The organism is Fundidesulfovibrio putealis DSM 16056, assembly GCF_000429325.1.
GTDB classification, from domain to species: domain Bacteria; phylum Desulfobacterota; class Desulfovibrionia; order Desulfovibrionales; family Desulfovibrionaceae; genus Fundidesulfovibrio; species Fundidesulfovibrio putealis.
Map to the genome: position 1 here is coordinate 371878 of NZ_AUBQ01000005.1, position 19103 is coordinate 390980.

The following is a 19103-nucleotide window of genomic DNA, read 5'->3' on the forward strand; positions in this document are numbered from 1 at the left end:
ATCGTTTTGCCTATTTATAATAGAGCTTGATCTGGTTGGTGAAGCGCTCGGTCTGGCCGGGCGTGGGCTGCCCGGCGGTGATCACCACGGATTCGCCCGCGTCGAATTCGGGCGACTGCGCCACGAAGTGCTCGGCGCGCTTCATGTGGCTCTCGTCCGTGACCGGGATCAGGCGCGGGGTGACGCCCCAGACGAAGTTCATGTGGTGGATGACGCGCTCGTCCGGGGTCAGGGCGTAGATGGGCAGGTTCGGCCTGCGCGACGAGATGAGGCGCGCCGTGGCGCCGGAGAGCGAGTGGCTCACCAGGGCCCTGGACTCGGCGTTGTCCGCCAGGATGCAGGCGGAGTAGGCCAGGTACTTGGCCGGGTTCTTTTCCTTCTTGGGGGCGTAGGGGCCGTCGAGGCGTTCCAGGTAGTAGCTCACGGCGTTGGAGGAGATTTCGCGCATGTAGGACACGGCCTCCACCGGGAAATCGCCCACGGCGGTCTCCTCGGAGAGCATCACGCAGTCTGCCCCGTCCATGATGGCGTTGGCCACGTCGGTGGATTCGGCCCTGGTGGGGATGGGGTTCTTCACCATGGAGAGGAGCATCTGGGTGGCCACGATGGCCGGTTTCTGCGCGTGGCGACAGGCCCGGATGATCTTCTTCTGGATGATGGGCAGCATGGCAATGGGACATTCGGTGCCCAGGTCGCCGCGCGCCACCATGACCACGTCGGTCAGGGCCAGGATCTCGTCCAGATGGTCCACGGCGTTCTGGCGCTCGAGCTTGGCCACGACCGGAATCCACACGTCGTGCTTCTTGATCTCGCCCTTGATGTGGCGGATGTCGTCGGCGTTCTGCACGAAGGAGATGGCCACGGCGTTCAGCCCGATGTCCAGGCCCTCGTGCAGGTCCTTGATGTCCTTCTCGGTGAGGGCGGGCAGGGCGTGGTGCTTGCCGGGAAAGGCTATGCCCTTGCGCGAGGACAGCATGCCGGCGTTGTGGGCCTGCATCTCGAAGAGCCGGTCGGACTTCACGGTGCGGGTCACGGTGAATTGCAGCATGCCGTCGGAGAGGTTCACGGGCATGCCCGGAGCGAGTCCGGACAAGAGGCCCGGCACGTCCAGCGGCACGAAGGTCCGGTCGCCCAGGTCGCCGGGGACTTCGTCCGGCAGGCCCAGCAGCAGTATCTCTCCCTTGTCCACCTGCCTGGGGGCGTTGGCGATCTCGCCGATGCGGGTCTTGGGGCCGCACAGGTCGCCAAGCGCGGTGAGCGGGCGCCCGATCTCGGACTCCACGTCGCGGATGATCTTTATGATCGGCTCGAAGTCCGCAGCCACGGAGTGGGAGAAGTTGAGCCGGAAAATGGAGGCTCCGGCCAGGGCCAGGGCCTTTATGGACTCGCGCGACATGGATGCGGGGCCTAACGTGGCGATGATCTTGGTGGTCATGGGGTTCTCCGGGAGAGGGTTCGGCGTCATGTATACCGGATCGGGTTGTGGTTGTGTATCAAAAAAACGCTTTTGGGACGGGGCACAAAGGGATGCGCTCCGCCGGGCTTTTGTGTAAAACCCGGTCAGCGAGGACCAGTCAATGCTGAACAAAATGAGGCTTCTCACCCCCGGCCCCACGCCGCTGCCCGAAGAGGTGCGCCTGGCCATGGCCCGGGACATGATCCATCACCGCAAGGCGGAATTCCTGCCCGTGATGCAGGATGTGCGCGCCGGGCTGAAATATCTCTTCCAGACCTCCCAGGAGGTCATGCCCCTGTCGTGCTCCGGCACCGGGGCCATGGCCGCCGCCGTCACCAACCTGTTCTCCCCCGGCGAGAAGATCCTGTGCGTCGAGGGCGGCAAGTTCGGCGAGCGCTGGGGCGAAATCTGCGACATGCACGGCCAGATTCCCGTGCGCATGCCCGTGGAATGGGGCCAGGCGGTAGATCCGCAGGCCGTGCGGGCCATCCTGGACGCCGATCCCTCCATCACGGGCGTGTGCGTTCAGGCCTCCGAGACCTCCACGGGCGTTCTGCACCCCGTGAAGGAGCTGGCCAAGATCACCAAGGGGCGCGACGTCCTCCTGGTGGTGGACGGCATCTCCGCCGTTGGCATCTCGCCCTGCCCCATGGACGCCTGGGAGCTGGACTGCCTGCTCACCGGGTCGCAGAAGGGGCTCATGCTGCCGCCGGGCCTGGCCTTCATCGCCTGCTCGGACAAGGCCTGGGCCAAGTGCGCCACGGTGAAGCCCGCCAACTTCTATTTCCAGCTTCAGGGCGAGCGCGAGAAGATCGCCAAAAACCAGACCATGTTCACCTCCTCGGTGGGGCTTCTGGTGGGGCTTCGCGAGAGCATGAGGCTCTTTAGGGAGTTCGGACTGGAGAACCTGTTCCGCAAGCAGTGGGCGCTGACCATGATGGCCCGCGAGGGCGCGGCGGCCATGGGCCTTACGCTTCTGGCCCCGGACAGCTTCACCTGGGGGCTCACGGCCATCAAGATGCCGCTTGGAGTTGATGGGTCGGCAGTGGTCAAGGCCGCGTCCAATGATTATGGGGTGGTATTGGCAGCAGGCCAGGGCCACATGAAGGATCAGGTGGTGCGCCTTGGGCACATGGGGCACGTGGACTTCGGGGACGTGCTGGCCGGGCTGGCCGCCTTCCGCGAGGCCTTCGTCGCCTCCGGCGGCTACGTGAGCTGTCCCGACTGCCTGGAACGGGCCATGAACGCCTACGGGCAGGCCATGAAATCCGGCCCCCCGGCCCATCTGTGCGCCTAATCGGCCACCTGGAGGAGTTTCCATGAATCAGAAGAACGAGTGCGACACCTGCCCCGACGGACAGGCCGACTATGCCGGAATGTGCCTGCCCGAGGTCGATTTCATCACCTTCGTGTATTCCCTGGCCTCGGCGGCCATGGTGCACCTGGGAGAGATGCCGGAGCCGGAATCCGGCCAGACTTCGGTCAGCCTGCCGCTGGCCAAGCACACCATCGACACCCTGGCCATGCTCCATGAGAAGACCAGGGGCAATCTCGCCGAAGACGAGGCCAAGCACCTGGGCGACATCCTGGCGCACCTGCGCATGATCTACGTCCGCGCCAACGGTTGAGTGTCTGCGGGCGCGGGCCGCGTGCCGAAACGGCAGCGCCACGACTGAATGAGTATTCCCGGCCTCGCAGGCCGTCATGATCTGGCCGCGCAAGCGGAGCAGGAGGTTTTGATGTCTCGGATTCCCGTTGGGCTGGTGGGCGTCACCGGCTATACCGGCATGGAACTGGCGCGGCTTCTGGCCGTGCATCCCTCCCTGGAACTGGTCCGGGCCACCTCGCGCACGGACGCGGGCAAGACCCTGGCCGAGATATACCCCTTCGTGCAGGGCACGCGCCTTGAGCACCTGACCCTCACCCAGCCCGACGCCAAGGACCTTGCGGCCTCATGCCAGCTGGTCTTCCTGGCCGTGCCCCACGGCGCGGCCATGGACACCGCCGCCGAGCTCCTGGAGGCCGGACTCAGGGTGGTGGACCTCTCCGCCGATTTCCGCCTGCGCGACCCCGACATCTACGCCCAGTGGTACAACCTGGAGCACCGCCACCCCGGCCTGATCGGCGAAGCAGTGTACGGCCTGCCCGAGCGCTACGCGGACAAGATCGTCCCGGCCCGGCTGATCGCCAATCCGGGCTGCTACCCCACCTCGGTGATCCTGGGCCTGTGGCCTGCGCTCGAAACCGGGCTGATCGAGACGGGCGACATCGTCTGCGACTGCAAATCCGGCACGTCCGGGGCCGGGCGCAAGGCGTCCGTGCCTACGCTGTTCTGCGAGATGCACGACAACTTCCGGGCCTACGGCCTGGGCACGCACCGGCACACCCCGGAGATCGAGCAGGAGCTCGGCCACCTCGCCGGGCACTCCATGACCGTGTCCTTCAACCCGCACATCCTGCCCATCGACCGGGGCATCCTGTCCACCCTCTACGGCAGGCTGAGAGGCGGCGCGACCCTGGACACCGTGCACTCGCTCTACTCGGACCACTACGCCCACCACCCCTGGGTGCGCGTGCTGCCCAAGGGAAAATTGCCCGAGACGCGCCACGTGCGCGGCACCATGTTCTGCGACCTGGGGCTGGTGGTGGACCCGCGCACCAACCGCCTGATCGTGGTCTCGGCCATCGACAACCTCTGCCGTGGCGCGTCCGGCCAGGCCCTGGCCTGCGCCAACCTGATGCTGGGACTCGACGTGACGGAAGGGCTGGCCCTCTCGCCGTTCATGCCTTAAGATGGCGTAAGCTGGCGGGAGCCGCCGGAGGATCGCGCGTCGGCGCATCCCGAGCAGGCCGTCATGGGATGAGGCATGAAAGAAACAGCCGAGCAGCAGACGACGGGCGACGACATCCTGGAGCACGTGTTCGTGGCACGCCAGCCCATCTTCGACACGAAGATGAAGGTCTGGGGCTACGAACTGCTCTACCGACACGCTGCCGGGGCCTCAGAGGCCCTCATCGCCGACGGGGACATGGCCACCTCCAACGTCATCGCCGACGGCGTGACTCTGGGGCGCACCGGCCTGTCCCAGGGCGAGAAGACCCTGGTCAACTTCCCCATGCAGCTCCTGCTGGACGGCTTCGGCTTCGCCCTGCCGCCGGACAATTGCATCATCGAGATCCTGGAGACGGTGGAGCCCACCCCGGAGATCCTCGCCGCCCTGAAAAAGCTCAAGCACGCGGGCTACACGCTGGCCCTGGATGACTTCGTGGGCCAGCCCGAGCACGCGCCGTTCCTGGAGTTGGCCGACATCATCAAGGTGGACGTGCTGGGCACGCCTCCGGGCGAGCTGGCCGGGATGGCCGCACGGCTGGGGGGAGGCAAGCGGCTGCTGCTGGCCGAAAAGGTCGAGGACGCGGCCATGCACCAGAAGGCCCTGGGCCTGGGGTTCTCGCTGTTCCAGGGGTACTTTTTCCAGAAGCCGGAGCTGGTGAAGGGCCGCAAGATGTCCAGCTCCGAGATGTCCAAGGTCAAGCTGCTCAAGGAACTTGCCGACGAGGATTTCGACCCCGGCAAGGTCTCCAGGATCATCGAGACCGACCTCTCCCTCTCCTACCGCCTGCTGCGCTACATCAACTCCGCCTCCTTCGGGCGCGAAGAGGCCATCGACTCCATACGCCAGGCCATCATGGTGCTCGGGCAGCGCAACCTCTCCAAGTGGCTCCAGGCCGTGCTCATGAGCGACCTGAACCCCACGCCCAAGGGCAGGGAATTGGTGATCATGTCCGTGCGGCGCGCCAAGTTTCTGGAACTCTTGGGGAAGATTCTGCGTCAGCCCCCGGCCAGACCGGACGCGCTTTTCGTGCTGGGACTCTTCTCCATGCTGGACTCGGTGCTTGGGATTCCCATGGACGAGGTGCTGAAGGACCTCCCGCTGACCCCGGCCCTGGCCGAGGCCCTGAGCGGCGAACGCAACAAGGCTCACGAGCTTCTGAGTCTGGCCCAGGACCTGGAGCGGGCCGACTGGACGGCCGTGGGGAGTGTCCTGCAAGGGCTGCAACTGCCCGCCAACACGGCGTCCAAACTGCACGCGGACGCCCAGCGCTTCACCGGGGAGCTGATGCGGGAAGTGTGCGTGCTGCCGCAACCGGGGAAAAGGCACTGAGGCGAGATAACACGTTGACACGTGATTTTTCTGGAGAGCGTTTTCGGTCGTAATATCTAGGTCTTCTTCGTGTGTAGAGGAAGATCACCAAAGCAGACGCGGTGCCTGAGATGTAATTCTTCTTCTGCTGCAGCTGGCCTGTCAGTTAAAGCCCACCGGATGAGTATCGTTGCACGATCTTCTTCTTTGGTGATTTCGTTCCTGATTCTATTTCCTGCAGAATGAGGGAGCTTTCCCTGGACAAGCCCTCTCACTATTCGTTTGTGAAGGTTGCCTGATTTGCCGATGGTCAAGGAACAGCCTTTCGGATTTGCCTTGACATCGTATACCCCGGGAGATTTGGGGAGTGTTACGCGATTGTTCCTCACAGATTCCCATGTCACCCAGTCAGACCAATCGAGAAGAATGTTGCCAAGATGGAGCCGTTGGTGCTCCCCACCCGTATTGTTGAAATCTGAATTCGTTCCAAACGCTTGGTTCTCAGCAGGATGCTGACTCACTGCTCCCCCGCCTCCCGGTCGTCCACCACGCGTTTGGTCTTGCCGAAGCTCCTGGGCAGTTCGCCCTGTCCCATCACCTCCACCCAGGCCCGCACCATCACCTGCTTGCGCAGCTCTTCGCTCACGGCCTCGGACAGGTTCTGGTCGTAGGCGGGGTCGGCCTCGGGGCGGCGCTCCACCTGCAGGAGCATCTGGTCCTTGCCGCCCTTGCGGAACAGGTGGATGCGGAACTCACTGCCAAGCTCCTTGAACAGTTCGATCACGGCGGCCACCTGGCCGGGGTAGATGTTCACGCCCCGGAAGATGATCATGTCGTCGGAGCGGCCCAGGATCTTGTCGTGGCGCGGCAGGCGCACCCCGCAGGAGCACTCGCCGGGCAAAAGGCGCGTCAGGTCGCGCGTGCGGTAGCGGATAAGCGGCGCGGCCTCCTTGCGAAGCGTGGTCACCACCATCTCGCCCACCTCGCCCGGAGCCACGGGCCTAAGCGTCTGCGGGTCCAGAATCTCCAGGATGTACAGGTCCGACCAGTAGTGGATGCCTGCGTGAGCGCAGCACTCCAGGCCGGTGCCCGGCCCGTAGAGCTCGGTCATGCCCACGATGTCGAAGCTCTCCTCGATGCCAAGCAGTTCGTGGATGCGCCTTCGCATCTTGTCGGAGTGCGGTTCGGCCCCGAAGATGGCCTTTTTCAGGGCGATCTTGCCCTTCAGGTGGCGCTTCTGCACCTCCTCGGCCATGAGCAGCGCCATGGAGGCCGTGGAGCACAGCGTGGTGGTCTGCATGTCCTCCAGAAGCTGCAGGTGGATCTCCATGTTGCCCGGCCCAACGGGCACGGCCATAGCCCCGAAGTGCTCGCAGCCGATCTGGAAGCCCGCACCCGCCGTCCATAGGCCGTAGCCCACCGCGATCTGCACCCGGTCCAGCACGGAGAGCCCGGCCATCTCGTAGCAGCGGGCGAACATGTGCTTCCAGGTGTCGATGTCGGTCTGGGTGTAGGCCAGCACCTTGCGCTTGCCCGTGGTGCCGGACGAGGCGTGCACGCGCACCACGTCCTCCTGGGGCACGGACAGGAGCGGCAGGGGGTAGCCCTCGCGCAGGTCGTCCGTGGTGGTGAAGGGCAGGGAGGTGATGTCCTCCAGGGACAGGGTCATGCCCGGTTCGTACCCGGCTGCCGTGAGCTTCTGCCTGTAGGCCGGGTTGCCCGCGAAGGCGTGCGCCAGGGTCCAGTTGAGCCCGGAGATCTGGATGGCGGAAATTTCGTCGGCGGAAATATCAGGAATGAAGCGATGGGATGTGGGCATGGGTCTAAAGTCCGTGGTTTCAGGTGGTTGCGGTAGGCTGCTGCGCGCCGCGCGTGTTCCAGGCTACCCCAAAAGCGCGATGAGAAAAACCCCCAGGACCATGAGTGCGGCCCCGGCCAGACGCTCGCGCACCTTGCCCTCGCGCAGCACCAGCCAGCCGAGCAGCACCGCGAACACCGCGCTCATGCGCTTCACGCCGATCACGTAGGGTACGATGGCCACGGTGAGCGCGTACATCTGGCAGGCGCAGGTCACGGCTTCCAGGAAGCCGGTGGCGGCAAGCTCGAAGGGCTTGTCCAGCACCTGCCGGAAGCCGCGTCGGGAATATTTCCATACCACCGGGGTCTGGCAGATGGTCGTAAACCCGAAGGCGCAGGCGATCCAGAACATGGGCGACGAATTTCGCAGGCCGATCTTGTCGATATTGGCGGAAATCGACCACAAAAAGGCCACGATCAGCATGTAGCGCACGCCCTTGTCGCTGACCAAGGCCTTGAACGGCCCAAGCCAGCCCTTGCGCGAGCCGTTCAGGTTCAAAACGTAGGACCCGGCCACGATGCAGACGATCCCCACTATGCCCGCCGGGTCCGGCACCTCGCCAAGCATCAGCGGCGAGGTGATCAGCAGAAACAGCGGCGTGGCCGTGAGCATGGGCGCGGCCAGCGACAAATCCGCCGCCTCCAGCGACTTGACGTAGAACATGAACGTGACCACGGCCATGGGGCCGATGGTCAGAAGCGCCCACCAGAAGCCGGGCGTCAGTTCCGGGACGCCTTCACGAAGCGCCGCCACGGACAGAAACAGCGTGGTGGACAGGCAATAGGCCCAGACCACCACAGGCGCTTCCACGCCGGTGACGCTACGCTTCAGGCAAAGGTCCTTCACGGCCTGACTCAAGGCCGCCACAAGCATAAGGCCGACCCACAGCATCTATCTGGCCGCTATCCCCCGGAGTGTGCGTCCGTCGTAGCCGAAACCCTTGCAGGAAGGCGAATCGATAAGGATTATTTCCGAGGGCTCCACAGCCCTGAACTTGACCAGAACCTCCAGGTCCACCCGTACCTGGTCGCCCTGGACGGCCATCGTGCCGCCGAAATCCAGTTGTCCCGAGACGACGTAGATGAACACCCGGCGCGCGTCGTCGCAGTGGAAGGTCTGCTCGGTTCCCTCGTCCATCACGCACCTGTAGATGGTGGCGTCCGTATGGAAGCTGACCACTTCCGGGACGCCCTGGCCCGAAGCCACCGGGCGCAGATGGTTGCGCCAGGAGGCAGGTGTGAAGGAGCGCTGGTCGTAGGAGGGCTTGAGGCCCGGCACGTCCGGGAAGAACCATATCTGGAAGAAGTGCACCGGCTCGTGCCCCAGGTTGTACTCGGAGTGGGTCAGCCCCGTGCCCGCGCTCATGCGCTGCACCTCGCCCGGCTTTATCACCGCGCGGTTGCCCATGGAGTCCGCGTGGGTGATCTCGCCGGAGAGCACGATGGTCACGATCTCCATCTCCTTGTGGGGATGGGTCGGGAATCCCGTGCCGGGAGCCACCACGTCGTCATTGAACACGCGAAGCGCCCCGAACTGGATGTTGTCCGGATCGTAATAATCCGAGAACGAGAACAGCCAGTAGGTCCTCAGCCAATCGTAGTCAGAGTAGTGGCGGGCTGCCGCCGGTATGCGACGGATCATGGCGCACCTCCGAAGGGTTTCTTAACCCTATTTCCCCGCAGGACGCCAGCCCTCCATGAAACTCCCGGCCCCCTTGCCTTCGCGGAGGTGCTTGATGAGCGCCGAACCGATCACCACGGCGTCTATGCGGTCGCCGAACGGGGTCACCTGCTCGGGGCGCGCGATGCCGAACCCCAGCGCGATGGGCACGTCGAAGTACGGGCGCACCTCGTCGAGCTTGGCCAGCACCTCTTCCGGCAGGCTCTCGCGCACGCCAGTGGTGCCCAGCACCGACACGAAGTACACGAACCCGCGCGCCTTTTCGGCGTAGAGCTTGAGGCGCTCCGCAGGCGTGTTCAGGCCCACCAGGCAGATGACGTCCACGCCCGTGCCTTCAAGCGCCGCCGATGCGGGCTGGGCCTCCTCAAGAGGCAAGTCCGGGATGATCAGCCCCGACACGCCAGCCGCCGCACAGTCGCGCCCCAGGCGTTCCAGGCCGTACTGCAGGAAGGGGTTGTAGTAGCCCATGAGCACCAGCCCGGCCTTGAAGTCGCCCTTGCGGCGGGCCAGTTCGCCAAGAATCCAGGAGAGGCACGCGCCCTTCTCCAGGCACTCCAGGCTGGCCTGCTCCACCACGGGGCCGTCGGCAACCGGGTCCGAGAAGGGGACGCCTATCTCGATGATGTCCGCGCCTGCCGCGTCCAGGGCGGTCAGCTCGTCCCAGAAGCGCTCCCGGTCCGGGAATCCGGCGGGCAGGTATGGGATTACAGCCTTGCGGCCTGCGGCGTTGGCGGCGCGTATGCGGTCGGTGAGAATCGACATGGGGGATGCCTCCGGCGGCCAGAGAGGAAACTTTTTGGAAAAAAGTTTTCCTCTCTGGACTCTCCTTCAAAAACTTTTAAGTAGCTTCGCGACCAGCGCGGAGGCCAGTCGGGAAGGCGGATATCCATTGCCGGGGTCCGGGGGGAGGCTCTCCCCCCGGCGGGTCCAGGGCGGAGCCTGGCCGGGTCTGGGGCGGTGCCCCAGTTCGCTAGCTTTTCTTGTTCTTCTCGTACTCTTCGATGATGCCCAGGTCCTTGTCGCCGCGCCCGGACAGGCACACCAGTACCTGGCTGCCCTTGGGGATGCTGGCGGCGTTCTCCAGCACCCAGGCCACGGCGTGGGAGCTCTCCAGCGCCGGGATGATGCCCTCGGAGCGGCACAACGTATGGAACGCGTTGTAGGCCTGGGTGTCGTTTATGGTGCCGTACTGGGCGCGCCCGCAGTCCTGGAGCCCTGCATGTTCCGGCCCGACGCCGGGGTAGTCCAGGCCCGGCGCGATGGAGTGCGACGGCTCGATCTGCCCTTCCGGCGTCTGAAGCAGCATGCTCATGGCCCCGTGCAGCACGCCCGCCGTGCCGAGGTTCAGCGGCGCGGAGTGGTGGCAGCCCGGTTCGCCCGTGCCAGCGGCCTCCACGCCGATCAGTTTGACTTCCTCGTGCGGGATGAACTCGTGGAACGCACCGATGGCGTTGGAGCCGCCGCCCACGCAGGCCACCACGTAGTCGGGCAGGCGTCCGGCCTTTTTGAGCATCTGGGCCTTGGCCTCCCGGCTGATGACAGACTGGAACTCGCGCACCAGGGTGGGGAAGGGGTGCGGTCCGGCCGCCGTGCCGAAGCAGTAGTGCGTGGTGCGCTGGTCGGCGATCCAGCGGCGAAGCGCGGCGTTGATTGCGTCCTTCAGGGTCTGCGTGCCGGAATCGATGGGCACGACAGTTGCGCCCAGAAGACCCATTCGGCGCACGTTGTGCGACTGGCGCACCACGTCGGTTGCGCCCATGTACACCACGCATTCCAGGTTCAGCATGGCGGCGGCGGTGGCCGTGGCCACGCCGTGCATGCCCGCGCCCGTCTCGGCCAGCAGCACGGACTTGCCCATGTGCCTGCACAACAGGCCCTGGCCGATGGCGTTGTTAATCTTGTGCGCGCCGGTGTGGTTCAAGTCCTCGCGCTTGAGCCACAGATCGAAGCCGAGCTTTTTCGAGAGGTTGGGGCAGCGGTACAGGGCCGAGGGCCTGCCCACGTAGTCCTCCAGGATGGAGTGGAACTCGGCCTGGAAGGCCTCGCTCGGCACGATGGTGTTCATGGCCTCCTCGATCTCGAGGAGCGGCGGTATGAGCAGCTCTGGGACGAACATGCCTCCGAATTTTCCGAAATAGCCTTTCTGCATGGGATGATGCCTCCGGCGGACAGGGCAGGAATTTTGGGACGCAGCGGGCCTGGGCCGTCCTGGCCCTGACCCGGCGGGCGCTTTGACGGCGTCCGGTGTGGCTTCCCGATAATCGTCCTCCCTGGAGCCCCCTCAATACCTTTTGATGTTTCGAATCACTCGTTCGACAGTCTCTATGTTTTTTACTCCGGGCGCGGATTCCACCCCGGAGTTCACGTCCAATCCGTCAGGACGGGCCTGCTCTACGGCCAGGGCCGCGTTGTCCGGAGACAATCCCCCGGCCAGGAGCCACGGGCGCGGCGCATTCAGGCGCGCCAGCGCGACAAAATCAAGGCTTGTGCCGTGTCCGCCGCCGGACGTGCCGGAGTCGAGCAGCATGAAGGCGCACAGGTCCGCGTAGCGGGCCATTTCCTGTTCCAGCGCTTCCAGCGAATCATGGCGCTGCGGCCAGAACACCCGGATGACGCGCTGCGGCCCGACGGCGCGGCAGAAATCCGCGTCCTGCCCGGCGTGAAGCTGGGCGTAGTCCAGCTTCGCCGTCTCCATGATGCGGTTCACCTCGTCCGCGTCCTGCTCCACGAACACGCCGACCCGCTTGGCGTTTCCCCGTGCGATGCCAGCCACATGTTCGGGCGTCACGCAGCGCGGGCTGTTCTTGGCGAAGATGAAGCCCAGCAGGTCCACGCCCATCGCATTGATGGCTTCCACCTGTTCAGGCAGAGTCATGCCGCAGACTTTGAGCAAAAGGTTCATCTGCCTTTTCCCCACACAGGCGCGTGCCGGACACCACACAGGGCCTCAGCGTACCCTGCTCGAACGGTCGTCGAACCAACCCCTATAAGGGTTTCCAAAGGGCGGAGCCCTTTGGCCGCCGGAGGCATATTCTCTTCTGCCTTCCTGCCTCTAGGCCGCCGGAGGCTTCTTCCACGACTCACTCCCCGCATCCCGGTCACCTCACCCAGCCTGCGCCGTCAGCTTCTTCAGCGCCGCGCCGGGGTCGGCCTCACGCATGAGCGACGTGCCGACCAGCACGGCGTCGTAGCCTGCGTCCACCATGCGCGCGACGTCGGCGGGCGTCTCGATGCCGCTGGCGGCGATCCAGATCTGCCCGTCCTGCTTGTGCTTCGCCAAGCGCTCGGCCACGGCGAGGTCGGTGGTCAGCGTGTCCAAGTCGCGGTTGTTGACCTGAATGATCTCGGGGTCCAGGGGCAGGACCTTTTCCAGATCGGCCTCGTCGAACACTTCGACCACGGCGGCCAGCTCGAAGGCCATGGCGAGGCCGAGCATCTCGCGCAGCTCGTCCTGGGTGCTCATGCGCGCGATGAGCAGGAAGGCCGAGGCTGGGGTGGCCGCCGTCTCGATCACCTGCACGGGGTGCAGGATGAAGTCCTTGCGCAGCATGGGCAGGCCCGCGCCGCACATGCGCTCCAGGAAGCCGAGGCTGCCTTTGAAGTGGGCCTCCTCGGTGAGCACCGAGATGGCGGCGGCTCCGGCTTCCTTGTAGGCCTGGGCGACGGCTTCCGGCGTGAGGTTCACGTTGATCTCGCCGCGCGAGGGTGATGCGCGCTTGTACTCGGCGATCACCGCGCCGGGACCGGCCTCCCAGAGGGCGCGGATGAAGTCTGGGCGCTCGCCCTCGAAGGGCGGGGGCATAAGCCCCTGGTCTTCCTGCTCGATCAGGCGGGCGATGTCGGCGGCTTTGGCCTCGCGGAATTTCTCAAGCATGGATCTGTCCGCTCCAGAATTTGGCGGCAGCGCCGGAGGAGACGGCGTCGCGGGCCTTGTCGATGCCCTGCTTAAGCGTCAGGCCGTCTTCCAGAAGATGCAGGCACGCGCCCAGGTTCAGGGCCAGCATGTCCTTCATGGCCTCGGGGCCGTGTCCTTCCAGGAGCTCCAGCAGCACGGCCACGGCTTCGTCCTTGCTGGCCACGGCCACCTCGGAGAGCTTGTGCAGCGGGATGCCGTAATCCTGCGGGTCCAGGCGCTCGCGACGCATCCAGCCGTCGCGCACCCAGCAGACCTCGGCGGGGCCGAAGGGAGAGAGCTCGTCGAAGCCGCCCGCGCCGTGCACCACGATGGCCCGGCGAACGCCCGTGAGGGACAGAGCCTCGGCGATGAGCGGCACGAAGCTGGCGGTGGGCACGCCCAAAAGCTGATGCGTGGGGCGGGCCGGGTTCAGAAGCGGCCCCATGAGGTTGAACAGGGTGCGCGCGCCGAGCTCCTTGCGAATGGGCATGATGCGCTTGAAGGCCGGGTGGAAGTTGGGGGCGAAGAGGAACACGAAGTTGCGCCGCGCCAGTTCGGCTGCGACCGTCTCCGGCTCCACGGTGAGGCCCAGGCCCAGGGACTCGATGATGTCCGCCGAGCCGCAGGTGGAGGACACGGAGCGGTTGCCGTGCTTGACCACCTTGTGGCCGAGGGCCGCCAGATACAGGGCCACGGCGGTGGAGCAGTTGAAAGAGCAGGTGTTGTCGCCGCCGGTGCCGCAGGTGTCGATGCGGTCGCCTTCCAGGCCGGGGACGAGGCGGGCTTCTTCCAGCGCGGCCTTCACGCCGCAGGCGATCTCCAGGCCGGTCTCACCCTTGGTCTTAAGGCCCATGAGGAACGCCCCGACGCAGGACGCGGGCATCTCGCCGGTGTACATGGCGCGAAACGATTTCAGGGCCTGTTCTTCGGTAAGGTTCTTGCCGATGGCCAGATGTTCCAGGACTTCCATGGAGACTCCTTGTTCCCGGCGGCAGGGACGCGCCCGCCGCCGTCAGGTCTTTTTATATGCCGGGCGTTACCGCTTGTTTCCGGGAAAATTGAACAATGTGGAGCGGATCAGCCGCTCTCCCAAACCCTGCTTGTCGATGATGGCCTGGGTCAGCTCGAACTGCCAGGGCTCGGACAGGGGCGACACGTAGATCTTGTCCACGATGTCCGCCGGTTCCACGGGGATGTGCAGCCCGAAGCTGTCCAGGAGCCTTGGGTTGTCGTCCCCGCCGTCGTTAATGAAGATCAGCCGGAACTCGCGCTCGTGCTCGAAGGGTTTGCGCTTAAGCAGCGCAAAGTCGAAGATGTCCGAGATGACGCAGTCGTCCTTTATCATGTCCTTGTAGAGGACCTTTCCGGCAGTCAGTTCGTGCGGGGCCATCTCGCTCATGATGCGCCCGAAGGTGGTGCGAATGGCTATGGAGTGGCCGGAGCCGCCGAACAGCTTCCACATGGCCTCGGACTCGTACTCGTTGATGTGCCAGGAGTTCAGGAACACCTTGGAGCGGGCGGAGTTGATGTATTGTTCGTGCGCGGCGATGAAGTCCCTCTCGGCCTGGGGCATGGACCCCTTCCTGTCGCCCAGGCACATGTCTGGGGGCATGATGCACTCGAAGGGGTCGGTGAGCTTGTCCGAGCGGCGAAAATACAGACGCTTCAACAGGAGAAAGTCCAGGAACTTCTCGAAGGTCAGGTACTTCCACAGCGTGGTTTCGCTTCCGGCCACGTCGCTTGGCGACAGGTTTCGTATGGAGAGGGGCATGGGTCGCCTCGCGCCTTATGCGATCTTGTCCGGAAAGTTCGACAGCATCTTCATGCCTTCGGGCGTCAGCACGCTCTCCGGGTGAAACTGCACGCCAACCCAGGGCCGGTCCTTCCAGCGAAGCCCCATGACCTCGTTCTCGTCAGTCCAGGCGGTGATCTCCAGCTTCTCCGGGGCTTTATGTGCCAGAACCAGGAGCGAGTGATACCGGCAGACCTCCATGGGGTTGGACACGCCCGTGAACAAGCCGGACTCGCGGTGCGTCACCAGGCTGGTCTTGCCGTGCATGATCCTGTCCGCCACCACCACGGGCGCGCCCGCAAAGTGCCCCAGGATCTGATGCCCCAGGCATACGCCCAGAACCGGCGTCTTCCTGGGCAGACGCTCCAGGAACTGCAGGCACAGCCCGGCGTTCTCCGGCCTGCTGGGGCCGGGCGAGATGCAGCACATCTCAAGCTTGCCGGACTCGGCCAGCTCAAGCACTTCCGGGTCGTCGTTCTTCTTCACGACGGGCTCAAGGCCCAGCTGCTGGAAGTACTGCACCAGATTGAAGGTGAAGGAGTCGAAATTATCTATGAGCAAAAACATCGCCTTCCTCCTGTCCAGCCAGTACTTCAGCCAGAACGCGGGCCTTGTTGTGCACTTCCTGCCATTCCTTGTCCGGGTCGGAGTCGAACACGATCCCGGCTCCGGTCTGCCACTGCACCATGCCGTCGCGGAACCACATGGAGCGGATGAGTATGCCCGTGTCCAGGTCCACGCGGCCCTTGTCCAGGCCCAGCCAGCCGATGGCTCCGGCGTAGGGGCCGCGACCGATGGTCTCGGTGTCCGCGATGATCTCCATGGCGCGCACCTTGGGCGCGCCGCTGACCGTGCCCGCCGGGAACACCGAGCCGATCACGTCCAGGGCGTCCAGGTCGTCTTTGAGCGTCGCGGTGACGTAGGAGGTCAGGTGCAGGACGTGCGAGAACTTCTCCACCTGCATGAACTTTTCCACGCGCACGCTGCCGGGCTTGGCGATGCGCCCCAGGTCGTTTCGGCCAAGGTCCACGAGCATCACGTGCTCGGCGCGCTCCTTGGGGTCGGCCAGCAGGTCCTGGGCGTAGAAGTCGTCTTCTGCCTCGTCCTTGCCGCGCGGGCGGGTTCCTGCGATGGGCGCGGTGGTGAGGGTGCCGTTCACGCAGCGCACCAGGAACTCCGGCGAGGAGCCCACCATGGTGATGCGCGGCAGGCGCACGAAGAACATGTAGGGCGAGGGGTTCACCTGGCGCAGGCGGCGGTACACGGAGAAGGGGTCGCCGTTGAAGGGGGCCTGGAAGCGGTTGGAGAGCACCACCTGGATGCACTCGCCCTGATGGATCAGGTCCTTGGCCTTGCGCACGCCTTCCAGGAAGGCCTTCTCACCGGGATGATGCAGCACGCCGCCCATCTCGGGCTTCTCCGTGGGGCGCAATACCGCCGAGGCGTCCAGCTTTGGCCGCATGCCGCCGCCCAGGGAGAGCAGGCAGCAGCGGTGGCGCAGGTGGTCGAACAGCACCACGTGGCCGGGCAGGCACAGGGTGCACTCCACGTCCTTCTCGGGGATGACCTTGGCGATCTTGGGCTCGAACAGCGCGGCAGCGCCGTAGCCGAAGTAGCCGTACAGGCCACGCGTGATGCCGGGCAGGTCCGTGAATCCCTCGGGCGGCGTGACCGTGATGGCGGCCATCAGCTCGCGCACGCCTTCCAGGAAGGGGCGGCCGTTCAATTCTTCAAGCGGCTTGAGGCGGTCGTCGCGCGTGGTGAGCGCGAGCTTGCCGTCCTGGCAGTTGGCGGTCAGGCGGAAATCCCAGGCCAGGATCGAGTAGCGGCCAAGGCGTCCGTCCACCTCGGCGGACTCGAAGAGTATGCCCGGCCTGTCGCCCACCAGTCCCAGGTACAGGCTGATGGGCGTCTGCACGTCGGCGGGCAGCCACTTTGCTTCCTGCAAGAGTTCGATCATGGCGCGTCCCTTTTCGTCTCGTATGCGTTCGGTTGCGTGACGGCGTTTTGCCATGGCCGGGGAGGGCGAGCCTGCCGGGCCATGCGGTTATGGTCGTTGCCGGGATGCGCCGGAGGGGGAAAGCCTCCGGCGGCCAAAGGGCTTCGCCCTTGTGGAATCCCTTATAATTTATCCCTGACGTTTTGGGTCGAGTGGGCGAGGCGGCGGGCAAGCCTTGCGCGCCTCGTCCTTCCACCAGCCCTTGGCCCGCTCCACCAGGAGCTCCAGGTCGCCGCCCGCCGCCACGTTCAGGTAGCTGCGGTAGGACCGCACGGCCTCCAGGCTGTAGGGGTTGGCCTCGTAGATCAGCCGGAACAGGTCCGCGTCTTCGAGGATCAGCTTCTTTGCCGCGTCCAGACGCCGGGTGAAGGAGGGCGTCAGGAAGCGCGAAAACTCGTCGTGGTTGGCCTGGGCCGCCAAGTACGCCACCGTGGACACGAAATTGAGCCCCTGCACGTAGGCCATGGCCCGGTCGTGCTCGTGCGCCGTGGCCCGGAAGGGGGCGAATCCCAGGCGCGTGAGCAGCTCTTCCGTTTCGCGGCATGATTCATCACCGCGACCGGGGCAGACCGCCACCCGCAGGGGCTCGCCCTCCGGAGGCTTGGGGCCGAACAGCGGGTGCGTTCCGACTACAGGGCCGGGGTGCAGGGCCATCATCTCTTCCAGCGGGCGCACCTTCACCGAGCAGATGTCGGCCACGATGCACCCCCTGGGGATGCGCGGGCCGAGCTGGGCCAGCACTTCGCCCACCACCTGGGCCGGAACGCACAGGAGCACCAGGTCGGACCTGGGCAGGGCGCGCTCCAGGGCGTCGGGCATAAAGGGCGCGTCCAGCTCGTGGCAGGCAAGCCCCTCCCGGCGGCAGCGCGACACGAACAGCCGCCCCATCTTGCCGGAAGCGCCCACCACGGAGATGGTGCGTATGCCTTGGGCCTGGCTCAACGGGTAAGCCCCCACTGGTCCCAGAAGCCGGGGAAGCTCTTGGCCACGCAGCCGGGCTTGTCCAGGCGCACGTCCACTCCCGCAAGCTCCAGCAGAGACAAGCTCATGGCCATGCGGTGGTCGCCGTAGGTGCTAAACTCCACCGGGGCCGAGGTGGCGATGGGAGTCGAAGTCACGGACAGGCCGTCCTCGAAGGTCTCCACCTTCGCGCCGATCTTGCGCAACTCGTCGGCGCAGGCCTGGAGCCGGTCGGACTCCTTGATGCGCAGGTGCGCCACGTTGCGGATGGTGGTCGTCCCCTCGGCCTGGGCGGCCACGGCGCACACCGTGGGCACCAGATCCGGGCAGGAGCCCATGTCCAGCTCCACGCCGTGCAGCTTCTCACCAGAGCGCGAGACGGTCACGCCCGCGTCGTCCCAGGTGATGCGCGCGCCCATGCGTTCCAGGATATTGAGTATTGCCTTGTCGCCCTGGAGCGAGTCGCGGCGCAGTCCGCGCACCAGCACAGGCCGCTGTCCCACGGCCCCGGCGGCCAGGAAGTAGGACGCGTTGGACCAGTCGCCCTCCACGGTGTAGGTGCGGGGCCGGTACGTGGCGGGCTCCACGGCGAAGCGCAGCTTGCCGGGGGCCACGTCGGTCACTTCGGTGAAGGCCTTGCTCTTCCAGAAGCCGTCTTCCAGGGCCTCCACCAGCACCTCAACGCCGAAGTCGGCCATGGCCATGAGCGTCAGCGACACGTAGGGCCAGGACACCACCTTGTCGCCGCCGATGCCGATGACCATGGGGCGCTTGGCCAGGGGCGCGGCCAGCAGCATGCCGGACAGGTACTGGCTGGACTCCTCCAGGCTTATCATCGCGTCGCCGCCGGAGAGGCCCTCTGTACGGATGACGAAGGGCGGGTAGCCGGGCTTGTCGTCCCACTCAAAGACCGGGCCGAGCGGCTCCAGGGCTTCGGTCAGCTGGCCGATGGGGCGATCGTGCATGCGGCCCTCGCCGTGGATGCGAAACAGCCCCGTGCCAGCGGCCAGCACAGCGGTGAGCAGGCGGCAGGTGGTGCCGGACTCGCCCACGTCGCAGTCCGCCGGGGTCTGCGCGCCGCCCTTGGGCTGGCCGCCGATGCCGGTGATCTCCCAGCCGCGCTCGGTATGGCGGAACACCGCGCCGCAGGCCGACAGGCAGCGGCGGGTGCGGATCAGGTCGTCCGAGTCCAGGGCGTCGATGACCAGGGACTCGCCCTGGGCCAGGGCCGCGCAGATGAAGGCGCGGTGTGACACGGACTTGGAAGCCGGGGCTTTTATATCGATGACGGATGACACTGTCGTTACCTCGTGGACCCGAT

The 19103-nt window shown here is 65.5% G+C and carries 18 protein-coding genes; 4 read left to right on the plus strand and 14 right to left on the minus strand.

Features of this window, described 5'->3' with window-relative positions; translation table 11 throughout:
- Positions 1–10: 10 nt before the first annotated feature.
- Positions 11–1435: a pyruvate kinase gene (gene pyk, locus G453_RS0107055; protein ID WP_027190482.1), complete on the minus strand. Its 1425-nt coding sequence runs from the start codon at positions 1433–1435 to the stop codon at positions 11–13.
- 142 nt (positions 1436–1577) lie between these two features.
- On the opposite strand from pyk, the gene G453_RS0107060 reads away from it, so the two are divergent.
- The 4 genes from G453_RS0107060 to G453_RS22865 all read left to right on the plus strand — a co-directional run bounded on the left by G453_RS0107060 (position 1578) and on the right by G453_RS22865 (position 5619).
- Positions 1578–2753, plus strand: coding sequence for a pyridoxal-phosphate-dependent aminotransferase family protein (locus tag G453_RS0107060; protein WP_027190483.1), 1176 nt, complete (start codon positions 1578–1580; stop codon positions 2751–2753).
- Positions 2754–2775: 22 nt separating this feature from the next.
- The gene (locus tag G453_RS0107065; protein WP_027190484.1) at positions 2776–3084 is read left to right on the plus strand and encodes a DUF1844 domain-containing protein; all 309 of its coding nucleotides are present in this window, start codon (positions 2776–2778) and stop codon (positions 3082–3084) included.
- Positions 3085–3195: 111 nt separating this feature from the next.
- Complete coding sequence (argC, locus tag G453_RS0107070; RefSeq protein ID WP_027190485.1) at positions 3196–4248, plus strand: N-acetyl-gamma-glutamyl-phosphate reductase; 1053 nt, start codon at positions 3196–3198, stop codon at positions 4246–4248.
- Between the two features lie 75 nt (positions 4249–4323).
- Positions 4324–5619: an EAL and HDOD domain-containing protein gene (locus G453_RS22865; protein WP_051271926.1), complete on the plus strand. Its 1296-nt coding sequence runs from the start codon at positions 4324–4326 to the stop codon at positions 5617–5619.
- A gap of 496 nt (positions 5620–6115) precedes the next feature.
- Here G453_RS22865 and G453_RS0107080 read toward each other — a convergent pair whose 3' ends face one another.
- The 13 genes from G453_RS0107080 to aroA form a co-directional block, all read right to left on the minus strand.
- Positions 6116–7417 (minus strand): phenylacetate--CoA ligase family protein, encoded by a 1302-nt coding sequence (locus tag G453_RS0107080; protein WP_027190486.1) that lies wholly within the window; start codon positions 7415–7417, stop codon positions 6116–6118.
- Positions 7418–7480: 63 nt separating this feature from the next.
- Entirely contained in the window at positions 7481–8347 is an 867-nt protein-coding gene (locus G453_RS0107085) for an EamA family transporter (protein WP_027190487.1), read from the minus strand.
- Entirely contained in the window at positions 8348–9097 is a 750-nt protein-coding gene (locus G453_RS22870) for a pirin family protein (RefSeq protein ID WP_051271929.1), read from the minus strand.
- Positions 9098–9124: 27 nt separating this feature from the next.
- Positions 9125–9898: a tryptophan synthase subunit alpha gene (gene trpA, locus G453_RS0107095; protein WP_027190488.1), complete on the minus strand. Its 774-nt coding sequence runs from the start codon at positions 9896–9898 to the stop codon at positions 9125–9127.
- A 208-nt stretch (positions 9899–10106) separates the two neighbouring features.
- Positions 10107–11285, minus strand: coding sequence for a tryptophan synthase subunit beta (trpB, locus tag G453_RS0107100; RefSeq protein ID WP_027190489.1), 1179 nt, complete (start codon positions 11283–11285; stop codon positions 10107–10109).
- Between the two features lie 132 nt (positions 11286–11417).
- Positions 11418–12038, minus strand: coding sequence for a phosphoribosylanthranilate isomerase (locus tag G453_RS0107105; protein WP_043644754.1), 621 nt, complete (start codon positions 12036–12038; stop codon positions 11418–11420).
- 201 nt (positions 12039–12239) lie between these two features.
- Positions 12240–13010, minus strand: coding sequence for an indole-3-glycerol-phosphate synthase (locus G453_RS0107110; protein ID WP_027190491.1), 771 nt, complete (start codon positions 13008–13010; stop codon positions 12240–12242).
- Positions 13003–14001 (minus strand): anthranilate phosphoribosyltransferase, encoded by a 999-nt coding sequence (gene trpD, locus G453_RS0107115; RefSeq protein ID WP_027190492.1) that lies wholly within the window; start codon positions 13999–14001, stop codon positions 13003–13005. The genes G453_RS0107110 and trpD overlap by 8 nt, the downstream gene beginning before the upstream one ends.
- Before the next feature lie 66 nt (positions 14002–14067).
- On the minus strand, positions 14068–14802 hold the full coding sequence (locus tag G453_RS0107120) for a hypothetical protein (protein ID WP_027190493.1): 735 nt from the start codon (positions 14800–14802) through the stop codon (positions 14068–14070).
- A gap of 15 nt (positions 14803–14817) precedes the next feature.
- Positions 14818–15390 (minus strand): anthranilate synthase component II, encoded by a 573-nt coding sequence (locus G453_RS0107125; protein ID WP_027190494.1) that lies wholly within the window; start codon positions 15388–15390, stop codon positions 14818–14820.
- Entirely contained in the window at positions 15371–16783 is a 1413-nt protein-coding gene (locus G453_RS0107130; protein ID WP_043644756.1) for an anthranilate synthase component I family protein, read from the minus strand. Before G453_RS0107130 ends, G453_RS0107125 begins: the two co-directional genes overlap by 20 nt.
- A 168-nt stretch (positions 16784–16951) precedes the next feature.
- Entirely contained in the window at positions 16952–17764 is an 813-nt protein-coding gene (locus tag G453_RS22875) for a prephenate dehydrogenase/arogenate dehydrogenase family protein (protein ID WP_051271935.1), read from the minus strand.
- Entirely contained in the window at positions 17761–19080 is a 1320-nt protein-coding gene (gene aroA / locus G453_RS0107140) for a 3-phosphoshikimate 1-carboxyvinyltransferase (RefSeq protein ID WP_027190496.1), read from the minus strand. Before aroA ends, G453_RS22875 begins: the two co-directional genes overlap by 4 nt.
- Positions 19081–19103 lie beyond the last annotated feature (23 nt).

Bases quoted from the DNA above. Each gene is read 5' to 3' on its own strand.
- pyk (WP_027190482.1), bottom strand. From the start codon at position 1,435: ATGACCACCAAGATCATCGCCACGTTAGGCCCCGCATCCATGTCGCGC.
- G453_RS0107060 (WP_027190483.1), top strand. From the start codon at position 1,578: ATGCTGAACAAAATGAGGCTTCTCACCCCCGGCCCCACGCCGCTGCCC.
- G453_RS0107065 (WP_027190484.1), top strand. From the start codon at position 2,776: ATGAATCAGAAGAACGAGTGCGACACCTGCCCCGACGGACAGGCCGAC.
- argC (WP_027190485.1), top strand. From the start codon at position 3,196: ATGTCTCGGATTCCCGTTGGGCTGGTGGGCGTCACCGGCTATACCGGC.
- G453_RS22865 (WP_051271926.1), top strand. From the start codon at position 4,324: ATGAAAGAAACAGCCGAGCAGCAGACGACGGGCGACGACATCCTGGAG.
- G453_RS0107080 (WP_027190486.1), bottom strand. From the start codon at position 7,417: ATGCCCACATCCCATCGCTTCATTCCTGATATTTCCGCCGACGAAATT.
- G453_RS0107085 (WP_027190487.1), bottom strand. From the start codon at position 8,347: ATGCTGTGGGTCGGCCTTATGCTTGTGGCGGCCTTGAGTCAGGCCGTG.
- G453_RS22870 (WP_051271929.1), bottom strand. From the start codon at position 9,097: ATGATCCGTCGCATACCGGCGGCAGCCCGCCACTACTCTGACTACGAT.
- trpA (WP_027190488.1), bottom strand. From the start codon at position 9,898: ATGTCGATTCTCACCGACCGCATACGCGCCGCCAACGCCGCAGGCCGC.
- trpB (WP_027190489.1), bottom strand. From the start codon at position 11,285: ATGCAGAAAGGCTATTTCGGAAAATTCGGAGGCATGTTCGTCCCAGAG.
- G453_RS0107105 (WP_043644754.1), bottom strand. From the start codon at position 12,038: ATGAACCTTTTGCTCAAAGTCTGCGGCATGACTCTGCCTGAACAGGTG.
- G453_RS0107110 (WP_027190491.1), bottom strand. From the start codon at position 13,010: ATGCTTGAGAAATTCCGCGAGGCCAAAGCCGCCGACATCGCCCGCCTG.
- trpD (WP_027190492.1), bottom strand. From the start codon at position 14,001: ATGGAAGTCCTGGAACATCTGGCCATCGGCAAGAACCTTACCGAAGAA.
- G453_RS0107120 (WP_027190493.1), bottom strand. From the start codon at position 14,802: ATGCCCCTCTCCATACGAAACCTGTCGCCAAGCGACGTGGCCGGAAGC.
- G453_RS0107125 (WP_027190494.1), bottom strand. From the start codon at position 15,390: ATGTTTTTGCTCATAGATAATTTCGACTCCTTCACCTTCAATCTGGTG.
- G453_RS0107130 (WP_043644756.1), bottom strand. From the start codon at position 16,783: ATGATCGAACTCTTGCAGGAAGCAAAGTGGCTGCCCGCCGACGTGCAG.